16 protein-coding genes are annotated in these 20,992 nt (G+C 71.3%); 5 read left to right on the forward strand and 11 right to left on the reverse strand.

Features of this window, described 5'->3' with window-relative positions; genetic code table 11:
* The first annotated feature begins 68 nt into the window (after nt 1-68).
* From rfbB to AB852_RS15475, 4 genes are all read left to right on the forward strand, one after another.
* Nucleotides 69-1,055, forward strand: a complete 987-nt coding sequence (rfbB, locus tag AB852_RS15460) for a dTDP-glucose 4,6-dehydratase (protein WP_073788435.1) — start codon at nt 69-71, stop codon at nt 1,053-1,055.
* A 92-nt stretch (nt 1,056-1,147) separates the two neighbouring features.
* Nucleotides 1,148-2,812: an MFS transporter gene (locus tag AB852_RS15465; protein WP_073788436.1), complete on the forward strand. Its 1,665-nt coding sequence runs from the start codon at nt 1,148-1,150 to the stop codon at nt 2,810-2,812.
* A gap of 109 nt (nt 2,813-2,921) precedes the next feature.
* Nucleotides 2,922-4,067 carry an SAM-dependent methyltransferase gene (locus tag AB852_RS15470; protein WP_079184632.1) on the forward strand — a complete coding sequence of 382 codons (1,146 nt, stop codon included), beginning with the start codon at nt 2,922-2,924 and terminating at the stop codon, nt 4,065-4,067.
* 125 nt (nt 4,068-4,192) lie between these two features.
* Complete coding sequence (locus AB852_RS15475) at nt 4,193-6,004, forward strand: gamma-glutamyltransferase family protein (protein ID WP_073788438.1); 1,812 nt, start codon at nt 4,193-4,195, stop codon at nt 6,002-6,004.
* Nucleotides 6,005-6,251: 247 nt separating this feature from the next.
* Here the strand turns inward: AB852_RS15475 and AB852_RS15480 are convergent, their stop codons facing one another.
* From AB852_RS15480 to AB852_RS15515, 8 genes are all read right to left on the reverse strand, one after another.
* On the reverse strand, nt 6,252-7,748 hold the full coding sequence (locus tag AB852_RS15480) for an FAD-binding protein (RefSeq protein WP_073788440.1): 1,497 nt from the start codon (nt 7,746-7,748) through the stop codon (nt 6,252-6,254).
* Nucleotides 7,749-8,150: 402 nt separating this feature from the next.
* Complete coding sequence (locus AB852_RS15485) at nt 8,151-8,975, reverse strand: tyrosinase family protein (RefSeq protein ID WP_073788442.1); 825 nt, start codon at nt 8,973-8,975, stop codon at nt 8,151-8,153.
* Nucleotides 8,976-8,990: 15 nt separating this feature from the next.
* The gene (gene melC1, locus AB852_RS15490; RefSeq protein ID WP_073788444.1) at nt 8,991-9,419 is read right to left on the reverse strand and encodes an apotyrosinase chaperone MelC1; all 429 of its coding nucleotides are present in this window, start codon (nt 9,417-9,419) and stop codon (nt 8,991-8,993) included.
* A gap of 378 nt (nt 9,420-9,797) precedes the next feature.
* A complete protein-coding gene (locus AB852_RS15495) occupies nt 9,798-10,724 on the reverse strand; it encodes a ribokinase (RefSeq protein WP_073788446.1) in 927 nt (308 codons plus the stop codon).
* Complete coding sequence (locus AB852_RS15500; RefSeq protein WP_073788448.1) at nt 10,724-11,614, reverse strand: nucleoside hydrolase; 891 nt, start codon at nt 11,612-11,614, stop codon at nt 10,724-10,726. The genes AB852_RS15495 and AB852_RS15500 overlap by 1 nt, the downstream gene beginning before the upstream one ends.
* A gap of 106 nt (nt 11,615-11,720) precedes the next feature.
* Complete coding sequence (locus AB852_RS15505; RefSeq protein WP_079184633.1) at nt 11,721-12,623, reverse strand: carbohydrate ABC transporter permease; 903 nt, start codon at nt 12,621-12,623, stop codon at nt 11,721-11,723.
* Between the two features lie 2 nt (nt 12,624-12,625).
* Entirely contained in the window at nt 12,626-13,552 is a 927-nt protein-coding gene (locus AB852_RS15510) for a carbohydrate ABC transporter permease (RefSeq protein ID WP_079184634.1), read from the reverse strand.
* Nucleotides 13,549-14,844 carry a sugar ABC transporter substrate-binding protein gene (locus AB852_RS15515; protein ID WP_073788450.1) on the reverse strand — a complete coding sequence of 432 codons (1,296 nt, stop codon included), beginning with the start codon at nt 14,842-14,844 and terminating at the stop codon, nt 13,549-13,551. The genes AB852_RS15510 and AB852_RS15515 overlap by 4 nt, the downstream gene beginning before the upstream one ends.
* Nucleotides 14,845-14,970: 126 nt before the next feature.
* Between AB852_RS15515 and AB852_RS15520 the strand changes: the two genes are divergently transcribed.
* On the forward strand, nt 14,971-16,032 hold the full coding sequence (locus AB852_RS15520) for a LacI family DNA-binding transcriptional regulator (protein WP_178391025.1): 1,062 nt from the start codon (nt 14,971-14,973) through the stop codon (nt 16,030-16,032).
* A gap of 205 nt (nt 16,033-16,237) precedes the next feature.
* Here AB852_RS15520 and AB852_RS15525 read toward each other — a convergent pair whose 3' ends face one another.
* From AB852_RS15525 to kynU, 3 genes are all read right to left on the reverse strand, one after another.
* On the reverse strand, nt 16,238-17,707 hold the full coding sequence (locus tag AB852_RS15525) for an amino acid permease (protein WP_073788454.1): 1,470 nt from the start codon (nt 17,705-17,707) through the stop codon (nt 16,238-16,240).
* Nucleotides 17,708-17,766: 59 nt separating this feature from the next.
* On the reverse strand, nt 17,767-19,527 hold the full coding sequence (locus AB852_RS15530; RefSeq protein WP_073788456.1) for an LVIVD repeat-containing protein: 1,761 nt from the start codon (nt 19,525-19,527) through the stop codon (nt 17,767-17,769).
* A 215-nt stretch (nt 19,528-19,742) separates the two neighbouring features.
* Nucleotides 19,743-20,978: a kynureninase gene (gene kynU / locus AB852_RS15535; protein WP_073788458.1), complete on the reverse strand. Its 1,236-nt coding sequence runs from the start codon at nt 20,976-20,978 to the stop codon at nt 19,743-19,745.
* Nucleotides 20,979-20,992 lie beyond the last annotated feature (14 nt).

The following is a 20,992-nucleotide window of genomic DNA, read 5'->3' on the forward strand; positions in this document are numbered from 1 at the left end:
CCGGGACGGCAGTGATCACGTTCCGCTTGCCTCGACGGGCGAACCGCCCTTGGAAGAAGGAGCGTGCCATGCCTACCCGCATTCTCGTGACCGGTGGTGCCGGCTTCATCGGATCGCACTACGCCAGGGCCCTGCTGGCCTCGGACACCCGGCCTCAGGTGACGGTGCTCGACAGCCTGACCTACGCGGGGAACCTCGCCAATCTCGCCGATGTGCGCGACCGTCCGGGGTTCCGCTTCGTGACCGGGGACATCTGCGACCCGCATATCGTGGACCGGGTCGTGGCCGACACGGACGAGATCGTGCATCTCGCGGCCGAGACCCATGTGGACCGGTCGATCACCGGCGGCGCGGAGTTCGTCCGGACGAATGTGCTCGGCACCCAGGTGCTGCTGGAGGCCGCGGTACGCCATGGGGTACGGCGTTTCGTGCAGGTCTCGACCGACGAGGTGTACGGCTCGCTGCCCGAGGGCTCATGGCCCGAGGAGCATCCGCTGGCGCCCAGTTCGCCGTACTCCGCCTCCAAGGCGGCCGGCGATCTGCTGGTGCTCGGCCATCACACGACGTACGGGCTCGATGTGCGGGTGACGCGCTGCTGCAACAACTACGGGCCCGGACAGTACCCGGAGAAGATCGTCCCGCTGTTCGTCACCCGGCTGCTGAACGGCGGCAAGGTCCCGCTGTACGGCACCGGTGGCAACACCCGGGAGTGGATGCATGTCGACGACCATGTCGCCGCTCTGGAGCGGGTGCGCACTGCCGGGCTGCCGGGCCGGACGTACAACATAGGCAGCGGCGTCGAACTCACCAACCGGCAGCTCACCGAAGCCCTGCTGGAGCACTGCGGCGCGGACTGGGACAGCGTCGAGCTCGTCCCCGACCGGCTCGGGCACGACCTGCGCTATGCGGTCGACAGCGGGCGCATCCGCCGCGAGCTGGGCTGGGAGCCGCGGCGCGACTTCCGCACGGCGCTGGCCGAAACCGTCGACTGGTACCGCAAGAACGACGACCGGTGGCCCGCCGCCCAGGACCACCGGCACCTCGCGCGCCCCTGAGTGCCCCTCACCGGAGCGCTCCCCGTTTCTCCCGTTCCACCCGGTGCCGTCCACCTCGTACCGGCTCACCCCGTATCCGCAAGGAGCGTTTCATGACGTCCGCACGACCCGACCACGGCGCCGAGACCGGCCAGAGCCCGCCCCGGGCGGGAATGCGGGAGTGGGTGGGGCTGGCCGTCCTGGCCCTGCCCGCGATGCTCATCGTGATGGACATGACGGTGCTGCACCTGGCCGTCCCCCAGCTCAGCGCCGACCTCTCGCCCACCGGCTCCGAGCTGCTGTGGATCACCGACATCTACGGGTTCCTGGTGGCCGGGTTCCTCGTCACCATGGGCAATCTCGGTGACCGTGTCGGCAGGCGCCGGCTGCTGCTGTTCGGCGCCGGGGCGTTCGCCGCGGCGTCCGTGCTCGCCGCGTACGCCACCACCCCCGAGGCCCTGATCGTCGCGCGCGCCCTGCTGGGGCTCGCCGGGGCGACCCTGATGCCGTCCACCCTGTCGCTGCTGCGGGTGATGTTCCTCGACGAGCGGCAGCGGACCATCGCCATCTCGGCGTGGATGATGTCCTTCACCGTGGGTGCCTCGATCGGCCCCCTGGTCGGCGGGGTGCTCCTCGAACACTTCTGGTGGGGCTCCGTGTTCCTCGTCGGCGTGCCGGTGATGGTGCTGCTGCTGACCCTCGGCCCGGTGCTGCTGCCGGAGTACCGCTCGCCGTCCGCCGGAAGCCTCGACCTCGCCAGCTCGCTGCTCTCCCTGGCCGCCGTACTGCCGGTGGTGTACGGCATCAAGCAGCTCACCCGGCACGGGGTGGAGGTACTGCCCCTGCTGGCGCTGGCCGTCGGTGTGGCGGCGGGTGCGGTGTTCCTGCGGCGCCAGCGGCGGCTGGCGGACCCGTTCATCGACCTGAAGCTGTTCGGCGAGCCGAGGTTCCGGGTGTCGCTGGGCGCCCTGGCCACCCTGTCGTTCGTGATGTTCGGCATCAATCTGTTCATCGTGCAGTCGCTCCAGCTGGTCCACGGGCTGTCGCCGCTGGAGGCGGGACTGTGGATCCTGCCGGGCACCGCGGGCGGTGTGCTGGGCACAGTCGTGGCCATCGCCGCGCTGCGCCGGGTGCGTCCGGCGTACATCATGGCCGCGGTGCTCGCGACGGCCGCGGGCGGCGCGGTCCTCGTATGGCTGGCCGACAGCTCGGACTTCGCCCTGCTGGTGACCGGTCTCGCCGTGATGTCCACGGGTATCGCTCCCGCGCTGAACCTGGGCACCGACATGGTGGTGAGCTCCGCTCCCCCGGAGCGGGCCGGTGCGGCCTCCGCCGTCTCGGAGACCAGCAACGAGTTCGGCGGCGCGCTGGGGCTGGCCGTCCTCGGCAGCATCGGCACCGCGCTCTACCGCGACCAGGTCGAGGACACCGCGCCCGCCGGTATCCCGTCGGACACCCTCGGCCCCGCCGAGGACACCCTGGCCAAGGCACTCGAAGTGGCGCGGGACCTGCCGGAGGACCTCGGCGCACAGCTCGTGGCGGCCGGCCGGGAGGCGTTCACGTACGGGCTGAGCGTCATCGCCCTGATCGCCGCCGTACTGGTCGCGGTCTCGTCCCTGCTGGTGGCCACCTCCCTGCGGCACGTCAGGCCCGGCGGCGGCGAGACGCCGGAACAGGGCGAGGGCCAGGAGCAGGAAGACGAGCCGGACGACCGGAACCAGGAGCAGGGGACGGACGGGAAGAGGGCGACGACCGGATCGGAGTCCACCGCGCTCTGATCCGGCTCCAGAAGCACAGGGCTCCCCCGCAAGACCTCCGTACGACCCCGTACGACCCCGTTCAGCCTCCAGAAGGCCTCCATCAGGCAAGGGAAGAGGGAACACATCCATGGACATCTCCCCCGGCACCTCCGGCCCGCCGCACACCGGCATACCGACGCCCGACGGCACCACGCGGCACACCGGCACGGCCTTCGGTGACGGGCCCGCTCCCGACGGCGGGCCGGTCGAACTCCGCGACGAGGAACTCGGCCGCACCTGGGAGGAGTTCAAGCTGTCGGGTATGCCGGACCTGCTCGGCGCGCTGCATCTGTGCCACGCGCTCCACGCGCTCGCGAAGTCCGGTCTGCTGGAGCGGCTGCGCGAGGGGCGGCACAGCACCGCGAGCGGTCTGTACGACGGAATGAACCACCGGGTGTCCTCGAACACGCTGCGCTATCTCGCCCTCAAGGGCGTACTGGAGCAATGGCGGGGCAGTTACCGGCTGACCCGGCGCGGCGAGCTCCTGACCTCGGACATCTCGCTGGCCCGGCTGGGCTTCTATCTGGAGGCCTACGGTCCGGTCGTCGGGCGCGCGGACGAGCTGATGACCGGCGCCGCGGAGTACGGGACCGATGTGCACCGCAGCAACGGACCGCTGAGCCGCCACTGCGGAACCGTCTTCGGCCGCTACTACACCCCGGTCGTACTGGAGGCGATGCGTGACCGGGGCGCCAAACGGATCATGGACCTGGGCTGCGGCGGCGGCCGGCTGCTGGTCGACGCCTGCCTGAACGATCCGGAGATCACCGGGGTCGGTCTGGACATCGCGCCCGCGGCGGTGGAGGTGGCCCGCGAACTGGCGCGGAGCCACGGCCTGGAGGACCGGCTGGAGTTCGTCGTCGGCGACGCGTTCGACCCGGGGACATGGCCCGAGGAGGTGTGCGCGGACATCGAGGTGATCACCGGCATCGGGGTGCTGCACGAGCACTTCCGGGACGGCGACAAGGCCGTCGTCGACATCCTGGACGCGTACGCGGACTTCCTCACCGGCGAGCGCATGCTGCTCATCGGTGAACCGGAGCCCCACTACGACGACCGGGAGAGCGACTCGGAGTTCTTCCTGATGCACGTCCTCACCGACCAGGGCTTCCCGGTGGACCGCGCCGTCTGGGCGGGGATCTTCGACCGGACCCGGCTGACCTGCCGCCGCACCCTCACCTGGGCGACCGCCGGACCCCGTATGTGCTTCTACGAGCTCGAACCGCGCGGCTGACGCGAGGGCCCTGGCCGCTCCCTCCCCCGTCTGCCCATGGACGGGGTTCCGGGTGGCCTCGGAGGGCACCCGAACCCCCGTCCATGGGTACACGCACACGCAGTGACACAGAAAGGTCCGACGCGATGAACGCAGGCATCCAAGCGGGAAGGCCGCAGCTGAGCGGCATCTTCGGCGCCGTCTCCTCGACACACTGGCTGCCGTCGGCGGCCGCCATGTCGGTGCTGGAGAAGGGTGGCAACGCCTTCGACGCGGCGGCCGCCGCCGGTTTCGTGCTGCAAGTGGTCGAACCGCACTACAACGGCCTCGGCGGCGATGTCCCGATCGTCTCCTACAGCGCGTCCACGGGCCGGGTGCAGGTGGTGTGCGGTCAGGGGCCGACCCCGCGGGCGGCGACCATCGAGAGCATCACGGACCTCGGGCTGCACCAGGTGCCGGGGTCGGGTCTGCTGCCCGCCGTGGTGCCCGGCGCGTTCGGGGCCTGGATGCGGCTGCTGGCGGAGCACGGCACCCTGCCGCTCGCCGACATCCTCGATCCGGCCATCGGTTACGCGGAGCACGGCCACCCCCTGCTGGCGGGCGCCGCCGACGCCATCGAGGTGCTGGCCCCGCTGTTCGAGACCGAGTGGAAGGAGTCGGCGCGGGTCTACCTCCCCGGCGGACGGCCGCCGGCCGCCGGTTCGCGGTTCCGCAACCCGGTGCTCGCGGACACCTACAAGCGGCTGCTGCGGGAGGCGGCCGCCGCGCCGGGCGGGCGGGAGGCGCAGATCGCCGCCGCCGAACGGGCCTTCTACCGGGGGTTCGTCGCGGAGGCGATCGACGCGTACGTCTCCTCCACCGAGGTCCTCGACTCCACCGGCCGCCGCAACAAGGGCCTGCTGACCGGCCAGGACATGGCCGACTGGCGGGCCACCGTGGAGGATTCGGCGCATCTGGCGTACGGGGATCTCACGGTCCACAAGCCGGGGGTCTGGTCGCAGAGCCCGGTCTTCCTCCAGCAGTTGGCACTGCTGGAGGGCTTCGACCTGCGCGGTATGGGCCTCGGCAGCGCCGAGTACCTGCACACGGTCGCCGAGTCCTCCAAGCTCGCCTTCGCCGACCGCGAGGCCTGGTACGGGGACCCCGACCACGCGGACGTGCCCCTGGACGAGCTGCTGAGCCCCGGCTACACCCGGGAGCGGCGCGCTCTGATCGGGGCGAAGGCCGCGTCGGAGCTGCGTCCCGGCTCCCCGGGCGGACGGCTGCCGCACATACCGCGGTACGGGTCGGACCCGGTGCCGCCCTCGCGGGAGCACTGGATGTCGCAGATCCACAACGGGCTGCCGACGGTGGTGCGGGCCACCGAGGCCCGCAACGACACCTGCACCGTCGTGGTCGCCGACCGGTTCGGCAACATGGTGGCGGCCGTGCCCAGCGGCGGCTGGCTGAAGAGCTCCCCGGTCGTCCCCGGCACGGGCCTGTCGCTGGGCACCCGGGCGCAGACGATGAATCTGGAGGCGGGCCACCCCAACGCGTTCGGCCCGGGCCGCCGTCCCCGCACCACGCTCAGCCCGAGCCTGGTGCTCAAGGACGGCGCGCCGGTGCTCGCGTTCGGCACCCCGGGCGGCGACCGGCAGGACCAGTGGACGCTCGGGTTCTTCCTCGCGGTGGCCGACTTCGGCCTCGATCTCCAGGCGGCGACGGAGACCCTGGCGTTCCACACCGATCACTTCGCGGCGTCGTTCACCCCGCACGAGTCGGCGCCCAGGCGGCTGGTCGTCGAGGCGGGCTGCGACCCCGAGGTGGTGGAGGAGCTGCGCCGCCGGGGCCATGAGGTGCAACTGGCGCCGGAGTTCTCGCTGGGCAAGGTGTGCGCGGTCGGTGTGGACACCGAGCGGGACCTGCTGCTGGCCGCCGCGAGTCCGCGTGGCCGCCAGTCGTACGCCGTGGCGCGCTGAGTCCCGCGCCGTCGCGCACCCACGGGAAGCGCACCGAAGAGAAGGGCACCGCCGGAGAGCGCACCCATGGAAATGCCCCGGCCGGACTCGCTCCGGCCGGGGACGTACGGATCCGAAGCGCGCCACCGAGGACGCGGGCAGCGGAACGGGGAGGCCCGGACATGATGTCCGGGCCTCCCCCACGCCTTTTCCTGAACGGTCCTTCCGGAAGAGCTCAGACGGTCCGCGGTCCGCGGTCCGCGCGGGATCAGCGGCCGTCGCGGAAGATGTTCTGACCGCGTGCGAGCAACTGGTCCGGGTCGTAGCGGCGCTTCGCCGCCCGGAACGCCGGCCACTTGTCGCCGAAGTGACCGCGCCAGTCCTCCTCGGTGAGCGGCACCGACCCGATCGGGTACAGCGTGCCCTTGTGGTGATCGCGGGTGCGGGCGTAGAGCCGCTTGTTGCGGGCGAGCATCTCGTCCACGAACCCCGGCTCGGGCCGCGTGGTGGCGGAGACCGTGTTGACATCGACGATGAACGCCCAGTCGGAGCCGTCGGGCCGGGGCAGCCGGGGGTAGGGGTTGTGGACCCGGGCGCGGCGCTGCGGGTAGATCAGTCCGGCGCCCAGGGGGCCGATGTCGCGCGGGGTGAGCGTCGTCATCAGCTCGGCGAGGTAGCTCTCGATGCGGGTGCCGGGCACCCATACGTCGAACCACGGCTTGACGAGCCGGTCCCAGTCGGCGGTCTGCCGCAGCGAGTCGATCAGGGTGTCGATGGTGAAGACGTGTTCCAGATAGCTGGTGTTCCGGATCTCCGGCACGCCCGACACCCCACCGATCACCGTCCGGTCGTGCGGCGGCTGATCCGGCTCATGGAAGACCGTGGCGTGGATCTTGTACGTCGGTGAGGTGCCGGGCGCGACGAACTCGGCGTAGACATGGTCGACGACGGGCCGTTCGATGAGGAGGCGCAGATCGCGGGCGAACGCGGCGGTGTCGTCGTACCCGAGCACATAGCTGCGGGCGCGCTGCTTGGCGGGGACGAGATCGATGACCGCCTTCGTGATGACACCGATCTGGCCGAGTCCGCCGAGTACCGACTCGAACAGATCGGGCTTGCGGTCCCGGGAGCAGCGCTCGATGTCGCCGGTGCCGGTGACGACTTCGAGTTCGCGGACATGGTCGACCTGGAGGCCGGTGTGCAGTCCGCCGACCAGACCGCCGACGCCTCCCACGGAGAGGGTGCCGCCGACGGTCAGCCCGGTGTAGCCGGTGAGGACGGGGGGCGTCAGCCGGGGCGTGTGCGCGTAGGCCGCCTTGGCGAGTTCCATCCAGTGGATTCCGGCGTCCACCTCGGCGGTGGTGGGACCGAGGGAGTGGATGCGCTTGAGGTACCGGTTCTCGATGACCAGACCGTCGGAGAGGCCCTGACCGTAGGTGGTGTGGGCCTGGCCGCGCGGGGAGACGGGGATGCCGTGCCGGCGGCAGAAGCGGATCATCCGGGAGATGTCTCGCGCGGAGCCGGGGCGCAGGACCGCGCCGGGGGTGTGGAACGTGATGTTGCCGAGGTCGGTGGCGACGGCCTCGCGGGACGGCGCGTCGAGGACGAGTTCGCCGTCCAGGGCGGGCGCTCCCGCGAACGGTGTCGCGGAGGAGGGCCGTTCGGCGGCCTGGGCCTCGGTGACCCAGCCGCGGCCGAGGGGGTCGAAGCCGACGACGGCGACGGCCGCGGCCGTCGCTCCGAGGAATTCACGGCGTCCGATCACATCGTCCCCCGGAGGGCGTCACGGTATTCCCGGCCCGGTCGGTCCCCCATCGATTCGGCTTGCGGGAAACGGCGGGAACGCGATTCTTCTGCGAGCCTTTCGAGCATGACGAACTCCTTCCAGGGAAATAGCGCGACCGCTCTTTCCCTGCGTCAGACCCTAGTCACCCCGGGATTACCGATACAATCAACTCTTTCGCAAGTTAATGTCAGAACGCCTTCAATCGAGTTTTATCGCCGCGGTCGCGCCGGTCCTGTCCGGTCGTCCCGGTCGTCCCGGTCGCCGCGATCGCGGGTGGGGACGAGGGCGGACGCCTCGCCGCCGCCACGGTGACCCGGCCGAGGCGTCCTCGGCGGCGGGCATCCGTGTGGCGCCGTGTGCGGCGTCCGCCCTCGGGAGCCGTCAGGCGTAGGTGTAGAAGGGGGTGTGGTCCAGCATGCTCTGCGGGGTCGTGTTGGGCCAGGGCGGCATGGTCTCGTTGAGGTCGATCACATCGACCGTGCCCCCGGCGGGGAGGTATTCGGCGCTGGTCGGGTGGAGCGCGTGCCAGTCGGCCCAGAGCTTGTCGACGAACGAGTGGTGCAGCCAGAACACCGGGTCGTTCGGGGAGACGCTCGACTCCATCTGACCCCACACCCAGGAGTGCACGCGGTTGTGCATGCTCAGATATCCCGCCGAGCCTTCGAGCGTGGCGCGGAAGCCCGCCGAGCCGTCACGGAAGGGCGCGGAGTCGTAGGTGGGAATGGCGAGCGCGGCGTCGACCTCGGCCCGGCTCGGGAGCGTGGGGACGCGGTAGGCGAGATTACGGGCGAGGAACGGGCGGCTGTCGACCTGGATGTTGATCGGCCATTTGCCGGCGGAGTACGCGAAGGGGCCGTCCATCACCTGGTCGTCCAGGGGGCGTCCGGTGCCGCCGAGGAGGTCCGGCGCCCAGACCGAGGAGGCGACGGTGTTGTCGGCGGTCCAGTCCCAGTAGGGGATCGACACCGACGCGTCGATCTTCTGGAGCTCGTTCTCGAAATCGATGAGGAACTTGCGGTGCCAGGGCAGGAACGACGGGCCGAAGTGACCCACGTAGACACCGGTGTTCATGTCGAGCGCGAAGCGCAGGCGGTGGGCGGCGACGAACTCGTCGTACACGCCTATGCGCTTGACCTCCAGCACGGCGTCGACGAAGGCCTTCTTCTCGGCGGCCGTGAGGTTCGCCTGGTTCTTGCGTACGGTCATGGAGCTGCTCCCGTCTCAGGCGGTGGGGTTGAAGGGGACGACAGAGGCGCCCTTGAGGGTGGTGACCGCCGTGCGCGCGGCGTCGAGCGGGGTCGCGAACCTCTCGTAGTGGTTGATCGCGCTGCTCCAGCCGCTCTTCCCGTGGCGCATCACCTGGAGCTCCCGGCCGTCGATCAGGACGCGGTACACCTCGTGACCCGCGTGGCCCGCGTGCTTGCCGTGCCCGGAGGCATGGGCCCCGGCCCCGCCGATGGGCTCGCCCTGGATGCGGCGGCCCTGGAAGACCTCGTCGAAGGACGCGTCCTCGCCACCGGGCGCCGAGCCCTCGCGCTTTCCCTTGTCCGGTGCGGTGTCCGCCCAGGCGGTGGCCACACCGGCGACCGCGATACCGGCGGCGACGCCGGTCACGGCCCCCACGGCCTGACGACGAGTAAGTCTGGACATGACAGATAACCCCCTGCGAATCGGCTGACGGCGACCCTGGGTTCATCGGGACCGCCGTGGCCATGCCTACACGGAGGGTGATGACCCGCGCAGGGGTGTCCGTTCGGTTGGCTCGCATACGGACACATCGGAGCAGGTCACGCGAGGGCCGACGGCAGTGATCTTCCTTCGCGCGCGCACTTCGCCCATCCCGGAAGAGGAGATTCCCCCGCGGATATGGCCTCCCTGTGAAGATCCTCCGGAACCCCTCGCTCTCGACGCATTACATGTAGAGCGCAAACATGACCGAAAACCGAGGCAACCACTTGTCGGGTACACCCGATTCGCCGGTTCCCGCTGCCGAGGCGGACGACGCGGGCTCCGGCAGCGGGCGCGCGGTCAACCGTCCGTCACAGCGGGGCCCGGGGTCCGGCCGCGGGGCGACAGGCTCTGCGCTCCCGCTCCGGACACCGCCTCGGCGCCGACGTGGACCGCGTACCGCACGGCCGGGGTGAGGCCGTCGCCCTCCGACAGCCGCCAGGCGAGCGCCGCGGTGAACGCGTCACCCGCGCCGGTGGTGTCCACCACCGCCACCTCCTCCCCCGGCACCCGGGTGGTCGTCCCGTCGCCTTCGGCGACCAGCGCGCCCTCCGCTCCGAGGGTGATGACGACGGAACGGGGACCGCGTGCGAGCAAAGCCACGGCGGCCTCCTCCGGTGCGGTGTCCACGCCCAACAGGTGGCGTGCCTCGTGCTGGTTGAGGACGAGCGGGTCGCAACGGGCCAGGACCTCGGCGGGCAGGTCGGTGGGCGGGGACGGGTTGAGCACCACACGGGTGATGGGACCGGCGGCGCCCACCGCCGCCGTGACCGTGTCGAGCGGTATCTCCAGTTGGAGGGAGAGCACGCGCGCGGCGGCGAGCCGTTCGCGCTGTTCGGCGATGTCCGCCGGGGACAGCAGGGCGTTCGCACCCGGGGACACGACGATGCTGTTGTCGCCGTCGGGGCCCACGACGATCAGCGCGGTCCCGGTGGGCCGGTTCCCGTACGGAAACGCGGGGAAGTCCACCCCGGCCTCGCGCAGGGCGCGGGTGAGCAGTGCTCCGTGGGAGTCGTCCCCGACCCGCGCGAGCAGGGTCACCCGGCCGCCCAGCCTGGCCGCGGCGACCGCTTGGTTGGCCCCCTTGCCACCGGGGTGGACGGCGAGATCGCCGCCCCGCACGGTCTCCCCGGGCAGGGGTCTGCGCCCGACCCGCACCACCAGATCGGCGTTGGCGGAGCCGACGACGACCAGCGGGGAGCGGTTCACCGGCGGGACCCCGGGCATCAGCGGACGCCCTCGGAGGCGCGGACGATACGGCTGACGATCTCGTCCGCGACGGTGACCAGGTCGGCGTCGGTGACGAGGGACACGGTGCCGTCCGGGTCGGGGTGGAAAGACGTCACTCCGTCGTCGGCGACGGTGACGGTGCCGCGTTCGGTGGTGTAGAGGTCGGGGCGCAGCATCGACAGCACCGTGATGGGGTCGTGCGGAACGCTCCACCCTTCCCCGGTGAAGCCGGTCCAGGCGTCGATCTCACGGGCGAGCGCGGTGCCGTAGGGGCCGGACGCGCGGATGGTCTCGATCCCTTCGGCCCCGATACGCACCCGGGTGGTGATCTCCAGACCGGTCACGACGGTACGGAGACCGGACGCGAAGACGGCTCGTGCCGCGGTGACGTCGCTGAGGATGTTGTGCTCCGGCTTGGCGCCGGGTCCGAAGTGGCCGCCCATCAGATACAGGGTGCGCACACCGGCCACGAAGCCCTCGTCGTGCGCGACGGCCCGGGCCACATTGGCGAGCGGCCCGATGGCGACGAGGTCGACCGCACCGGGGCGGGCCCGTACGGACTCGGTGAGGAAGCGGGGGGCGTCGATGTCGTCGCGCACCCGCTCGGCGGAGAGGTCGCCGAAGGCGTCGCCCTCATGCCCGGCCCACCACACCTCCCGTCCGGACAGGGTCTCGGCGGCGCCCGGGACCACGGTGAGGTCGTGCCCGGCGAGCGAGGCGAGCCGACGGGCGAGCCGGGCGCGCAGCAAGGTGTCGCCGTACACCGTCGTCGCCCCGCGCAACGACACCTCCGGCGAGCCCAGGAGGACGCCGAGGGCGAGGGCGTCGTCGACATCGCTGCCGATGTCGGTGTCGAGCAGGACGTCGTACGGTCGGGGCGCGATCATGGGGTACCTCGTGGGGAGTGCGGGAGTACGGGAGTGCGGGAGTGCTGGAAAGTGGGGGGTGCGGGTCAGGAGCCGCGGGGGCGGCGGTCGGTGGGGGCCGTGACGGCTACTTGAGGCCGCTGCCCGCGATGGACTGGGTGAAGTAGCGCTGGAGTCGCAGCAGGACCACCAACGGGATGACGGTGAGGACGACCGCCGCGGCGAAGACCTGTCCGTAGTCGACCACCATCTGGCCCTGGAGGGTCCCGAGGGCGATGGGGCCGAGCTGCTTGGCCGGTTCGGTGCCGATCAGGAGGGGCCACATGTACGACTGCCATTGGAACGTGAACAGGGTCAGGCCCGCGGCGATCAGGGCCGGCCGGGACAGCGGCAGGTAGATCCGGCGGAAGACGCCCCACCAGCTGAGGCCGTCGAGCCGGGCCGCCTCGACGAGTTCGCGGGGCACCGCGAGGAAGAACTGGCGCAGCAGAAAGATGGCCAGGCCGTTGCCGATGCCCGGGAGGATCAGTCCCGCGTAGGTGTTCTGGAGGTCCCAGGCGCGGAAGGCGGAGGCGAGCGGGATGGCGATGGCGTCGAACGGGATCATGAAGCTCAGCAGGATCACGGCGAACACGGCCCCGCGGCCACGGAAGTCGAACACGGCGAGCCCGAAGGCCGCGGTGGCCGACAGCAGCAGTCCGACGCAGACGGTCACCGCCGCGACGAGGACCGAGTTGAGCACCGCGCGTCCGAAGTCCCCCTGGAAGAGGGTGACGTAGTTGTGGAACGTCGCGTCGGTGGGGACGACGCTGCGCCAGGAGAGCGATTCGAGTCCGGCGAGCACCTTGTCCCCGGGGCGCAGCGACCCGGCCAGCACCCAGAGCAGGGGCAGGGTGAACAGCAGGCCGATCAGCACGGCGGCGATCAGCGGCGCGTGGCGCGCGGGCGATATCCGGCGGCGGGGGCTCCGGTGCGGCTCGCGGGAGCTCCCGTGCGTCGCGCGGGGGCTCCGGTGCGTTTCGATGGCCATGGCTACTCCTCGCCCTTGCCCTGCATCAGCCGGTACTGCACGGCGACGACGGCGAGCGTGACGGCGACCAGCACCACCACCTCGGCCTGGGCGTAGTGGATGTCGCCGACGCTGTAGGCGCGGCGGAACACGTCGTGCATCATCAGGTTGGTCGATCCGTCGGGTCCGCCGCCGGTGAGGAGCTGTACGGGGGCGAACACCAGGAAGTTGGAGACGGTGGCGGCGACGAGGACGAACGAGAGCGGTCGGCGCAGCAGCGGCAGGGTGATGTGGACAAAGCGCTGCCAGGCGTTCGCGCCGTCCATGCCCGCCGCGTCGTACACCTCCCGGGGGATGTCCTGGAGTCCGGCGATCAGGAAGGTCATCCAGTAGCCGACGCCGACCCATGACATCAGCACGATCAGTGCGTACAGCGCCTGTTCGGGGCTGGTGAGGAAGGGCTGGGCGGGGATGCCGAGCGCGCCGAGGAAGGCGTTCAGCGGGCCTTCGGGGCGGTAGAGGATGCCCCAGATGACGGCGGACACGGCGGGCGGCACGGCGATGGGCGCGAAGACGAGCGAGCGCCAGAACCGGGCACCGGCGAACCGCTGGTTGAACAGCACCGCGAGGCCCAGCGCGAGCAGTACCTGGAGCGGGTTGATGACCAGGCTGAAGAGCAGGGTCACCCGGGCGCTCTGCCAGAACTGCGGATCGGCCCAGAGGTCGGCGTAGTTGGCGAGACCGACGAAGCGGGTGACCCCGTCGGTCAGGCTGTGGTGCCGCAGGCTGCTGATGAGTGCCATCAGCGCGGGGAGCAGGCGCAGCAGGACGAGCGCGAGCAGGGCGGGTGCCAGGAAGTACAGGGCGAGTCGGCCCTGTGAGGGGCGGGACGGGCGCGTGGGGTGTGCGGGGCGCACGGGGCGCCGGCGGGTGGGGAGTCCGGTTCTCATCGCAGTCGCTCCCAGGTGCGCACCAGTTCCGCCGACGCCTTGGCGAGCCGGGGCCGGACGGGCGAGCCGTTGCGTATGTCGGAGAACGCCGAGCCCATGACGGTCTCGAACTGGGTGTAGCCGATGCTCCTCGGCCGGCTGACGGCCGTTTCGGCCAGTTCATGGCGCATGATCGCGGCCACTCCCTCGGTGCTGCGGGTGGCGGTGCGGTCGAGATCGGCCGCGTATCGGTCGAAGGCCCCGCGATGGGACGGGATGAGGGGTGAGGCGGCGACGGTGGCGAGGCTGCCTTCCGTGGTGAGGGAGGCGTACTCCATGAAGCGCAGGGCCGCGTCCGCGCGGCCGGAGTGCGGGTTGACGCCCCAGGACCAGGAGTCGGTGGGGGTCACGGCGCGGCCCCGCTCGAACCGCGGTTGTGGCGCGGTTCCCCAGGCGAAGTCCTTCAGGGAGGCGAAGGCTCCGAGGTTCCAGGGGCCGCCGACGAAGAAGGGCGCCCGGCCCGCGGTGAACAGCGAGGCCATCTCGAACGAGGAGACCCCGCGGGGGGAGAGTCCGTCGGCGAACAGCTTTCCGTACCAGGTCATGGCCTCGGTCCAGCCCCGGTTGGTGACGGCGGGGGTGAGCATGTCGTCACCGGTGATGCCGGGGCCGCCGCCCAGCGACTCGGCCAGCGGCTGGATGCCGTAGTAGGCGTCGGTCTGTTCGATGAGCAGCGCGTAGTCGGCGCCGGACCGGTCCATGGCGCGTCGTCCGGTCTCAAGGATCCGTTCCCAGGACCAGCGGTCGGCGGGGTCGGCGCCGGGTGCGGCGGCGCCCGACTTCTTGAGCAGGTCGGCGTTGTAGAAGAGGTACTGGGTGGAGGTCCACACCGGGAGGCAGCGCAGTACGCCGTCCCAGGAACTGATCTCGTACTGCTCCGGGGTCACCGCGGCGCGGGCCCGGCCGTCCACCGCGCGGAGATCGGTGAGGAATCCGCGGGCGGTGAGGGCGGGTACGCGTGGCTGGTCGACGCAGTACACGTCGATCGCGGTGTCCTTCGCGGACAGACGCAGTTGCAGTACGTCGTTGAGCTGGGCGGGCGGGACCGGGGTGTACTCCACCCGCAGGTCCGGATGGGCCCGCTCGAAGCCCTGGATCACGGGCCGGAAGGTGTCCGCCGTCTCGGGGCCGAGGAAGCGCACCGCTGTCCGGCCACCGGCCGGGCGGTCGTCCGCGCAGCCGGCGAGGACCGCGCCGGAAGCCGCGGCGAGCGCCGTGCCCAGCAGGCGTCTGCGGCTCAGGAGGCCGGTCATGGCGTCCGCTTCGGATCAGGGACCATCGCACGTCCAAATCGTTTTGCATGGGATGAGGGGCCCGGAGGGGTGAGGTCCGGGTGCGTTTGGACGGCACACTACAAAACGTTTTGCGGTTTGGATAGTGTGAGCATCCGAACCAGCGGCGCCGCGGCGCCCGGCAAGCGGGAGGGTGATGTGCACGGCACAGGCCGCGCGAAGATCGGGGACGTGGCGGCCGAGGCCGGGGTCAGCGTCACGACCGTGTCGCATGTGATCAGCGGGCGCCGGCCGGTGTCGGCGGCCACCCGGGCACGGGTCGAGGAGGTGATACAGCGCCTCGGCTACCAGGCCGACCCCTCGGCCCGGGGGCTGCGCACCCAGCGCACCCGCACCCTGGGGCTGGTCGTCCCCGACCTGGCGAACCCCTTCAACGCCGAGCTGGCCGTCGGCATGCAGGAGGTCACCCTGGCCCATGAGTACCTCACGGTCGTCTGCGAGGCACCCATGGGCGGGCCCTACCTCCCGGCCGTACTGCGGCAGCTGGCCGCGCGCCGGATGGACGGCATCGTGCTCGGCCGCTACGGCGCCACCCGCGCGGATCTCGCCCTGATCACCGGCTCCGGCGCCCGGCTGGTGCGCCTCGGCGGCCCCCTGGCGGCGGGTCCGGGCGATGTGGTGCGCGCGGCCGAGGTCGAGGGGATGCGGGATCTGGTGCGGCATCTGGTCCGCGACCGCGGCTACCGGCGCGTCGGGTTCATCGGCGGCGAACAGGGCGTCGAGCCCGGCGGAGAGCGCTTCCAGGGGTACCGGGAGGCGCTTACGGAGGCGGGGCTGGCCATCCCCGGGGATCTGGTGCTCTGGACCAGCTTCACCCGTGCGGGCGGGCGGACCGGCGCGGCACGGCTCCTGGCCGCGGCCGAACCGCCGGACGCCCTGGTCTGCGCCAACGACCTGATCGCCATCGGCGCCCTGGACGCCTGCCGGGAACGGGGGGTGGACGTACCGGGTCGGGTCGCCGTCACCGGCTACGACAACATCGACGCGGCGTCCCTGGTGTCCCCCGCGCTGACGACCGTGCTCAACCCGGCCCGTGAGATCGGCCGCTCCGCGGCGCGCATCCTGCTGGAGCGGCTGGACGGCGACGACGACGGACCGGCGCGGGAAGTGGTCCTCGCCCACCGGCTGGTGACCCGGGAGTCGGCCTGACCGCGCACGCCCCGGTACCGGGGCGCGCCGCAGGGCGCCGCTGTGGGAACAGCGGCGCCCTGCGGCGTCAGGTGTCGGACATCAGGCACCGGGCACCGGGCACCGGGCACCGGGCACCGGGCACCAGGCACCAGGCACCAGGCACCAGGCACGGGATACCGGACATCAGGTGTCACGTGTCAGTTCTCCGGCGCGGGGTCGCGCGCTACTTCTGCTGGGTCTTGCGGAGGGTGGTCAGGGCGTAGCAGACACCGAGGACGGCGGTGAAGGCGAGACCGATGCCCGCCGCCTGGCGCATGTCGGGGACCTCCACCGCGGTGGCGGCGACCGCGAGCACCCCGACCAGGGCCACGATGGCCAGCTTCCCGCCGGCCGGGACGCTGAAGCCGGTGAACTCCTCCGGGTGCGCCGTCCGGTGGCGCCGGAAGGCGATGTACGACGCGAGGATCAGCAGCCACACCAGCAGCACCGCGAAGAGCGCGATCGACATCATGATGCCGAACAGTCCGCTGACGTCGTAGAAGGCCAGCAGCGCGGCGGCGGCTATACCGACGGTCGACGCGGCCAGGGCGACGGCGGGGACACCGCGCTTGCTGAGCTTGGCCATCGGCGCCGGGGCCAGCTTGTCGCCGCCGAGCGAGTGCAGCAGCCGGGAGGCGCCGTACAGGTGGGCGTTGGCGGCGGACATCGCGGCGATGAGGACGACCGCGTTGGTGAGGGTCGCCGCGGCGGGCACGCCGACCTCCGAGAAGACCCGCACGAAGGGGCTCGTCTCGACACTTCCGTCGCCGTCCGCGAGCTTGCGCCACGGGATCAGCGCGAGGACCAGGGTGATGGCGAGGAGGTAGAAGAAGCTCAGCCGCCAGGCCAGCTGGCGCATCGCGGTGCGGATGGTGCGCTGCGGGTCGACCGCCTCGGCCGACGCGATGGCGACGACCTCGAAACCGGCGTACGCGAACATCACCACGGACATGGCCAGCCAGATCGAGCTCGCCCCGTGCGGCACGAATCCGCCGTCGTCGGCGAGGTTGGCGAAGCCGGTGGCCTCCGTGTCCGGCAGTCCGAAGAAGACCAGCAGGGCGGCGCACAGGATGAAGGCGCAGAGCGCCACCACCTTGACGGTGGAGAGCCAGAACTCGGTGGTGCCGAAGGACTTCACGCTGATGATGTTGACCGCGAGGACGATCGCGGCGATCGCCAGGATCGCCACCGACATCGGCACCTCGGGCCACCACCACCGGATGTACAGCGCGGAGGCGACGACCTCCGTCCCGATGACGACGACCGCGCTGAACCAGTACAGCCACCGGCTGAGGAATCCGGCCCACGGGCCGAGGTAGCGGTGCGCGATGGTGCCGAACGAGCCCTGGACCGGGTGGGCGGCGGACATCTCGCCCAGCAGGACGGCGATGACGGCGACCAGCACCGCACCGATGGCGTACGAGATGATCACGGCGGGGCCGGCCATGGATATGGCGGTGCTGGAGCCGAGGAAGAGGCCGGTGCCGAGCGCGGAGCCCAGCCCGATCATGGTCGTCTGCCGGTGGGTGAGGGAGCGGACCAGTCCCTCACCGGCGGGTGCCGGTGCGGCCCCTTCGGTGTCGGGGGCCGGTCTGACGCCGTCGGCGTCGGCGGGCGGTGCGAGCGGTGCGGAGTCACCGGGTGCAGCAGCCATGGCGGTGGTGCCCTTCTGAAGGATGACGGGGTTGACGAGCGGGTGAGCGGGTGAGGGGCTCAGAACTCGCTGTTGCGGAACGGCCTCGCGGGCGCGTCCCGGTCCGGCTTGCCCAGGACCTTCGGTGAGGACAGCGCGTAGATGCCGTGGTTGGTCAGCGTCCAGGCGATGTTGCGGTCCCACTCCACGTAGACGCCGTGGGTCTGGTTGCCGTACGCGTAGTCGGCGGTCGACGGGCCGTACGCCTTCGGGACGAAGTAGGCGGAGATCTCCGGCTCGGCGGGGTCGGAGACGTCGAAGAACTGCACGCCCGCGTTGTAGAAGCCGTAGCTCAGGACACCGGCGGTGTGCTGGCCCGGGTTGGTGTAGTAGCCGGTGCGCTTGGGGCCGAAGCTGCCGCGGCGCTGGCAGTAGTCGGTGATCCCGGCGGACCTCGGCGGGGTCGGACGGGGCAGGACACCGACGACACGGGGCTGCTTCGGGTCGCGGGCGTCGATCTGGTAGACGTCCTTGTACGGCTCGTAGCAGTCCTCGGTGAGCGGGTAGCCGGAGTAGTAGATCATCCCGGTCTTCTCGTACTGGGACACGTCGATGTTGTCGCCCTCGGTGCCCGCGACGGAGGCCGGCAGGTCGAGATGGCTCACGGTCCTCATGTTCGACGGGTCGGAGACGTCGAGGACCGTCAGGCCGTAGCCGCCCATGGCGGCGAAGGCGTAACGCCCGCCCTTCTCGACGGGCCTGGGCAGGAAGAGCGGCATCCGGGCACCCATCCAGCTGGTGCGGTTGCCGCAGCGCGGGTTCTCACGGTACGCGGCGTCCTCACCGGTGCGCTGACCAGGCAGGTGCCAGGTGTCCAGGAGCTTCGGGCGGGCCGGGTCGGACATGTCCCAGGACTGGTAGCCGGGCGAGTGCAGATTGGTCGGGTACTCGGTCCCGGAGTAGGTGTCGTCCGGCGCCGCGGCGATGAACATGTACTTCTCGCCGGTCCAGTACGGCACGTCGATCGAGCCGGAGCCCTGCTGCGCCTTCGCCGGGTCGGTGTTCAGCGGGTCGGCCTGCGTGGAGTCGGTGGAGACCGTCGTCAGCAGCTTCCAGTCCTTCTTGCGCGGGCCGTCCAGGCGGAACACCTTGAAGCCCTTGAGTCCCGGCTTGGCGCGCAGCTTCTTCACGCCCTCCGGGTTGTTGTACTTGTCCCCGGGCGGGTGGTCGGACAGTTCCGAGATCTGGCGCCTGCTCTCGAAGCTCTGGACCATGACGTACGCGTTGAGCCTCTTGTTCCACTGGATGGTGGAGGCGCCCCAGTAGTCGTGTGCCGCCCAGTCGCCGTTCGCCCGGGTCTCGTCACCGCCCACGTCCTTGCGGCTCATCCGCTCGACCACCTTGACCTTCTTGATGTCGGTGATGTCGTAGACGCGGCCGTCGGAGCGGCTGTACTGGAAGAGGTAGCGGCGGCCGTCGAAGTCGACGATGTTCTGCCAGGTGTGGAAGTAGTCGGGGGTGAAGTCGGCGCCCTCGTAAGCGGCTTCGACCTTCATGTTCTTGATGTACGAGCGGGTGTCGTACTTCTTGTTGCGGCCCGGGAAGTCGTGCTCGTTCTGCTCGTCGACCGGGGTGAGCGCGGGATGGCGGAAGCTGCCGTCCAGCTGCATGCCGTACGAGCCGGGGTCGGCCGGCCCGGGGCGGCGGTCCTCGCAGACGTCGAGGATGTTCGGGTCGGCGGCGACGGACTTCGCGCCGGACACCCCGGGGGCGAGAAGGGTGGCCGTGGTGGCGGCGGCGACCACCGCGGCCAGGGCGGCGTTTCTGCGGAGGGAACGCATGTGACGGTCCTTGTCTGAGAAGGAACGGAACGGGATATGCGCGCGATGTGCCCCTGGGGCGGGCGGATGGGCGCCTGATCAGGCGGGTGGGGACCTGACCAGGTGACGGTGGGCTGGGGACGGAACGGTCGGGGACCTAGGGGGCCGGAACCGTCCGGGACGGTTCGGACGACGGGCCGATCGGGCGGACGGGCGGGATCGGGTGGCGGGCGGGATCAGGTGACGGTGGGGCGCTGCTGGAAGGCGGGCGCCAGGTGCGCACCGCCGGTCACGACGGCGTGCAGCTCCTGTACCGCATGCAGGACGTCGGCGTGCGTGACGTACAGGGCGTTGAAGCCGAAGCGGAGCAGGTCGGGGGCGCGCATGTCGCCGATCACACCGCGAGCGGTGAGCGCGGCCACCAGCGGGTACGCCTCCGCGTGGCGCAGGGCGACCTGGCTGCCGCGGCGCTCCGGGTCGCGGGGGGTGGCCATCGTGAAGCCGAGGCCGTCGAGGAGGGTGTCGGCGCAGTCCTGGAAGAACCCGGTCAGCGACAGGTTCTTGGCGCGGACGGCCGTCATCTCCACCCCGTCGAAGGCCGTGAGCGCGGCTTCCAGGGCGAGCATCGACAGCAGCGGCGGGGTGCTGATCCGGGCGCGGCTGATGCCGTCCCCCGGGGCGTACGTGCCGGACATGGCGAACGGCTCCGTGTGCCCGTGCCAGCCGGTGAGGGGGTGGTCGAAGCCGGCCTGGTGGCGCCGGGCGACGTAGGCGAACGCCGGGGCGCCGGGGCCGCCGGAGAGGTACTTGTAGCCGCAGCCGACCGCGAAGTCCGCCTCGATGGCGTCCAGCTCGACGGGCAGGGAACCCGCCGCGTGGCACAGGTCCCAGTGCATCAGGGCCCCGGCGGCGTGCGCGGCGGCGGTGAGCGCGGCCATGTCGTACAGCTCGCCGGTGCGGTAGTCCACCGGGGCGTAGGCGGCGACGGCGACGTTCCCGGCCTCGGCGGCCAGTACCGCGGCGGCCTCCCGTGCCGGTACCCGGCGGACGTCGAGCCCGAGGAGGCGGCCCACCGAGTCGGCGATGTACTGGTCGGTGGGGAAGTGGTCGGGGTCGGTCAGCAGCAGCCGGGCCCCGGGGCGCATCCGGGCGGCGGCGAGCAGGGTGTTGAACAGCTGGACGCTGGTGGAGTCCCCGACCACCGTCTGGCCGGGGGCCGCGCCGATCAGCCGGCCGAGGGTGTCACCGGTGCGCAGCGGCGCCTCCCACCAGCCGTTGCCGTTCCAGGAACGGATCAGGTCGGTGCCCCACTGGCGGTGCACGGCGTCCTCGACGACCGCCGGGACGGCGGCGGGCAGGGCACCGAGCGAGTTGCCGTCGAGGTACACGACCCCGTCGGGCAGCAGGAAGCGGTCACGGATGTGGGCGAGCGGGTCGGCGGCGTCGAGCGCGGCGGCGCGTTCGGTCAGCATGGATGGTTCTCCGT

Source organism: Streptomyces uncialis, assembly GCF_001905345.1.
In the GTDB taxonomy this organism is placed as follows: Bacteria; Actinomycetota; Actinomycetes; order Streptomycetales; family Streptomycetaceae; genus Streptomyces; species Streptomyces uncialis.

What these genes read in the sequence shown, in the direction of transcription:
- AB852_RS15510 (WP_079184634.1), bottom strand. Translation starts at nt 13,552, where the DNA reads ATGAGAACCGGACTCCCCACCCGCCGGCGCCCCGTGCGCCCCGCACAC.
- AB852_RS15530 (WP_073788456.1), bottom strand. Translation starts at nt 19,527, where the DNA reads ATGCGTTCCCTCCGCAGAAACGCCGCCCTGGCCGCGGTGGTCGCCGCC.
- AB852_RS15515 (WP_073788450.1), bottom strand. Translation starts at nt 14,844, where the DNA reads ATGACCGGCCTCCTGAGCCGCAGACGCCTGCTGGGCACGGCGCTCGCC.
- AB852_RS15465 (WP_073788436.1), top strand. Translation starts at nt 1,148, where the DNA reads ATGACGTCCGCACGACCCGACCACGGCGCCGAGACCGGCCAGAGCCCG.
- kynU (WP_073788458.1), bottom strand. Translation starts at nt 20,978, where the DNA reads ATGCTGACCGAACGCGCCGCCGCGCTCGACGCCGCCGACCCGCTCGCC.
- AB852_RS15525 (WP_073788454.1), bottom strand. Translation starts at nt 17,707, where the DNA reads ATGGCTGCTGCACCCGGTGACTCCGCACCGCTCGCACCGCCCGCCGAC.
- rfbB (WP_073788435.1), top strand. Translation starts at nt 69, where the DNA reads ATGCCTACCCGCATTCTCGTGACCGGTGGTGCCGGCTTCATCGGATCG.
- AB852_RS15495 (WP_073788446.1), bottom strand. Translation starts at nt 10,724, where the DNA reads ATGCCCGGGGTCCCGCCGGTGAACCGCTCCCCGCTGGTCGTCGTCGGC.
- melC1 (WP_073788444.1), bottom strand. Translation starts at nt 9,419, where the DNA reads ATGTCCAGACTTACTCGTCGTCAGGCCGTGGGGGCCGTGACCGGCGTC.
- AB852_RS15505 (WP_079184633.1), bottom strand. Translation starts at nt 12,623, where the DNA reads ATGGCCATCGAAACGCACCGGAGCCCCCGCGCGACGCACGGGAGCTCC.
- AB852_RS15485 (WP_073788442.1), bottom strand. Translation starts at nt 8,975, where the DNA reads ATGACCGTACGCAAGAACCAGGCGAACCTCACGGCCGCCGAGAAGAAG.
- AB852_RS15500 (WP_073788448.1), bottom strand. Translation starts at nt 11,614, where the DNA reads ATGATCGCGCCCCGACCGTACGACGTCCTGCTCGACACCGACATCGGC.
- AB852_RS15470 (WP_079184632.1), top strand. Translation starts at nt 2,922, where the DNA reads ATGGACATCTCCCCCGGCACCTCCGGCCCGCCGCACACCGGCATACCG.
- AB852_RS15475 (WP_073788438.1), top strand. Translation starts at nt 4,193, where the DNA reads ATGAACGCAGGCATCCAAGCGGGAAGGCCGCAGCTGAGCGGCATCTTC.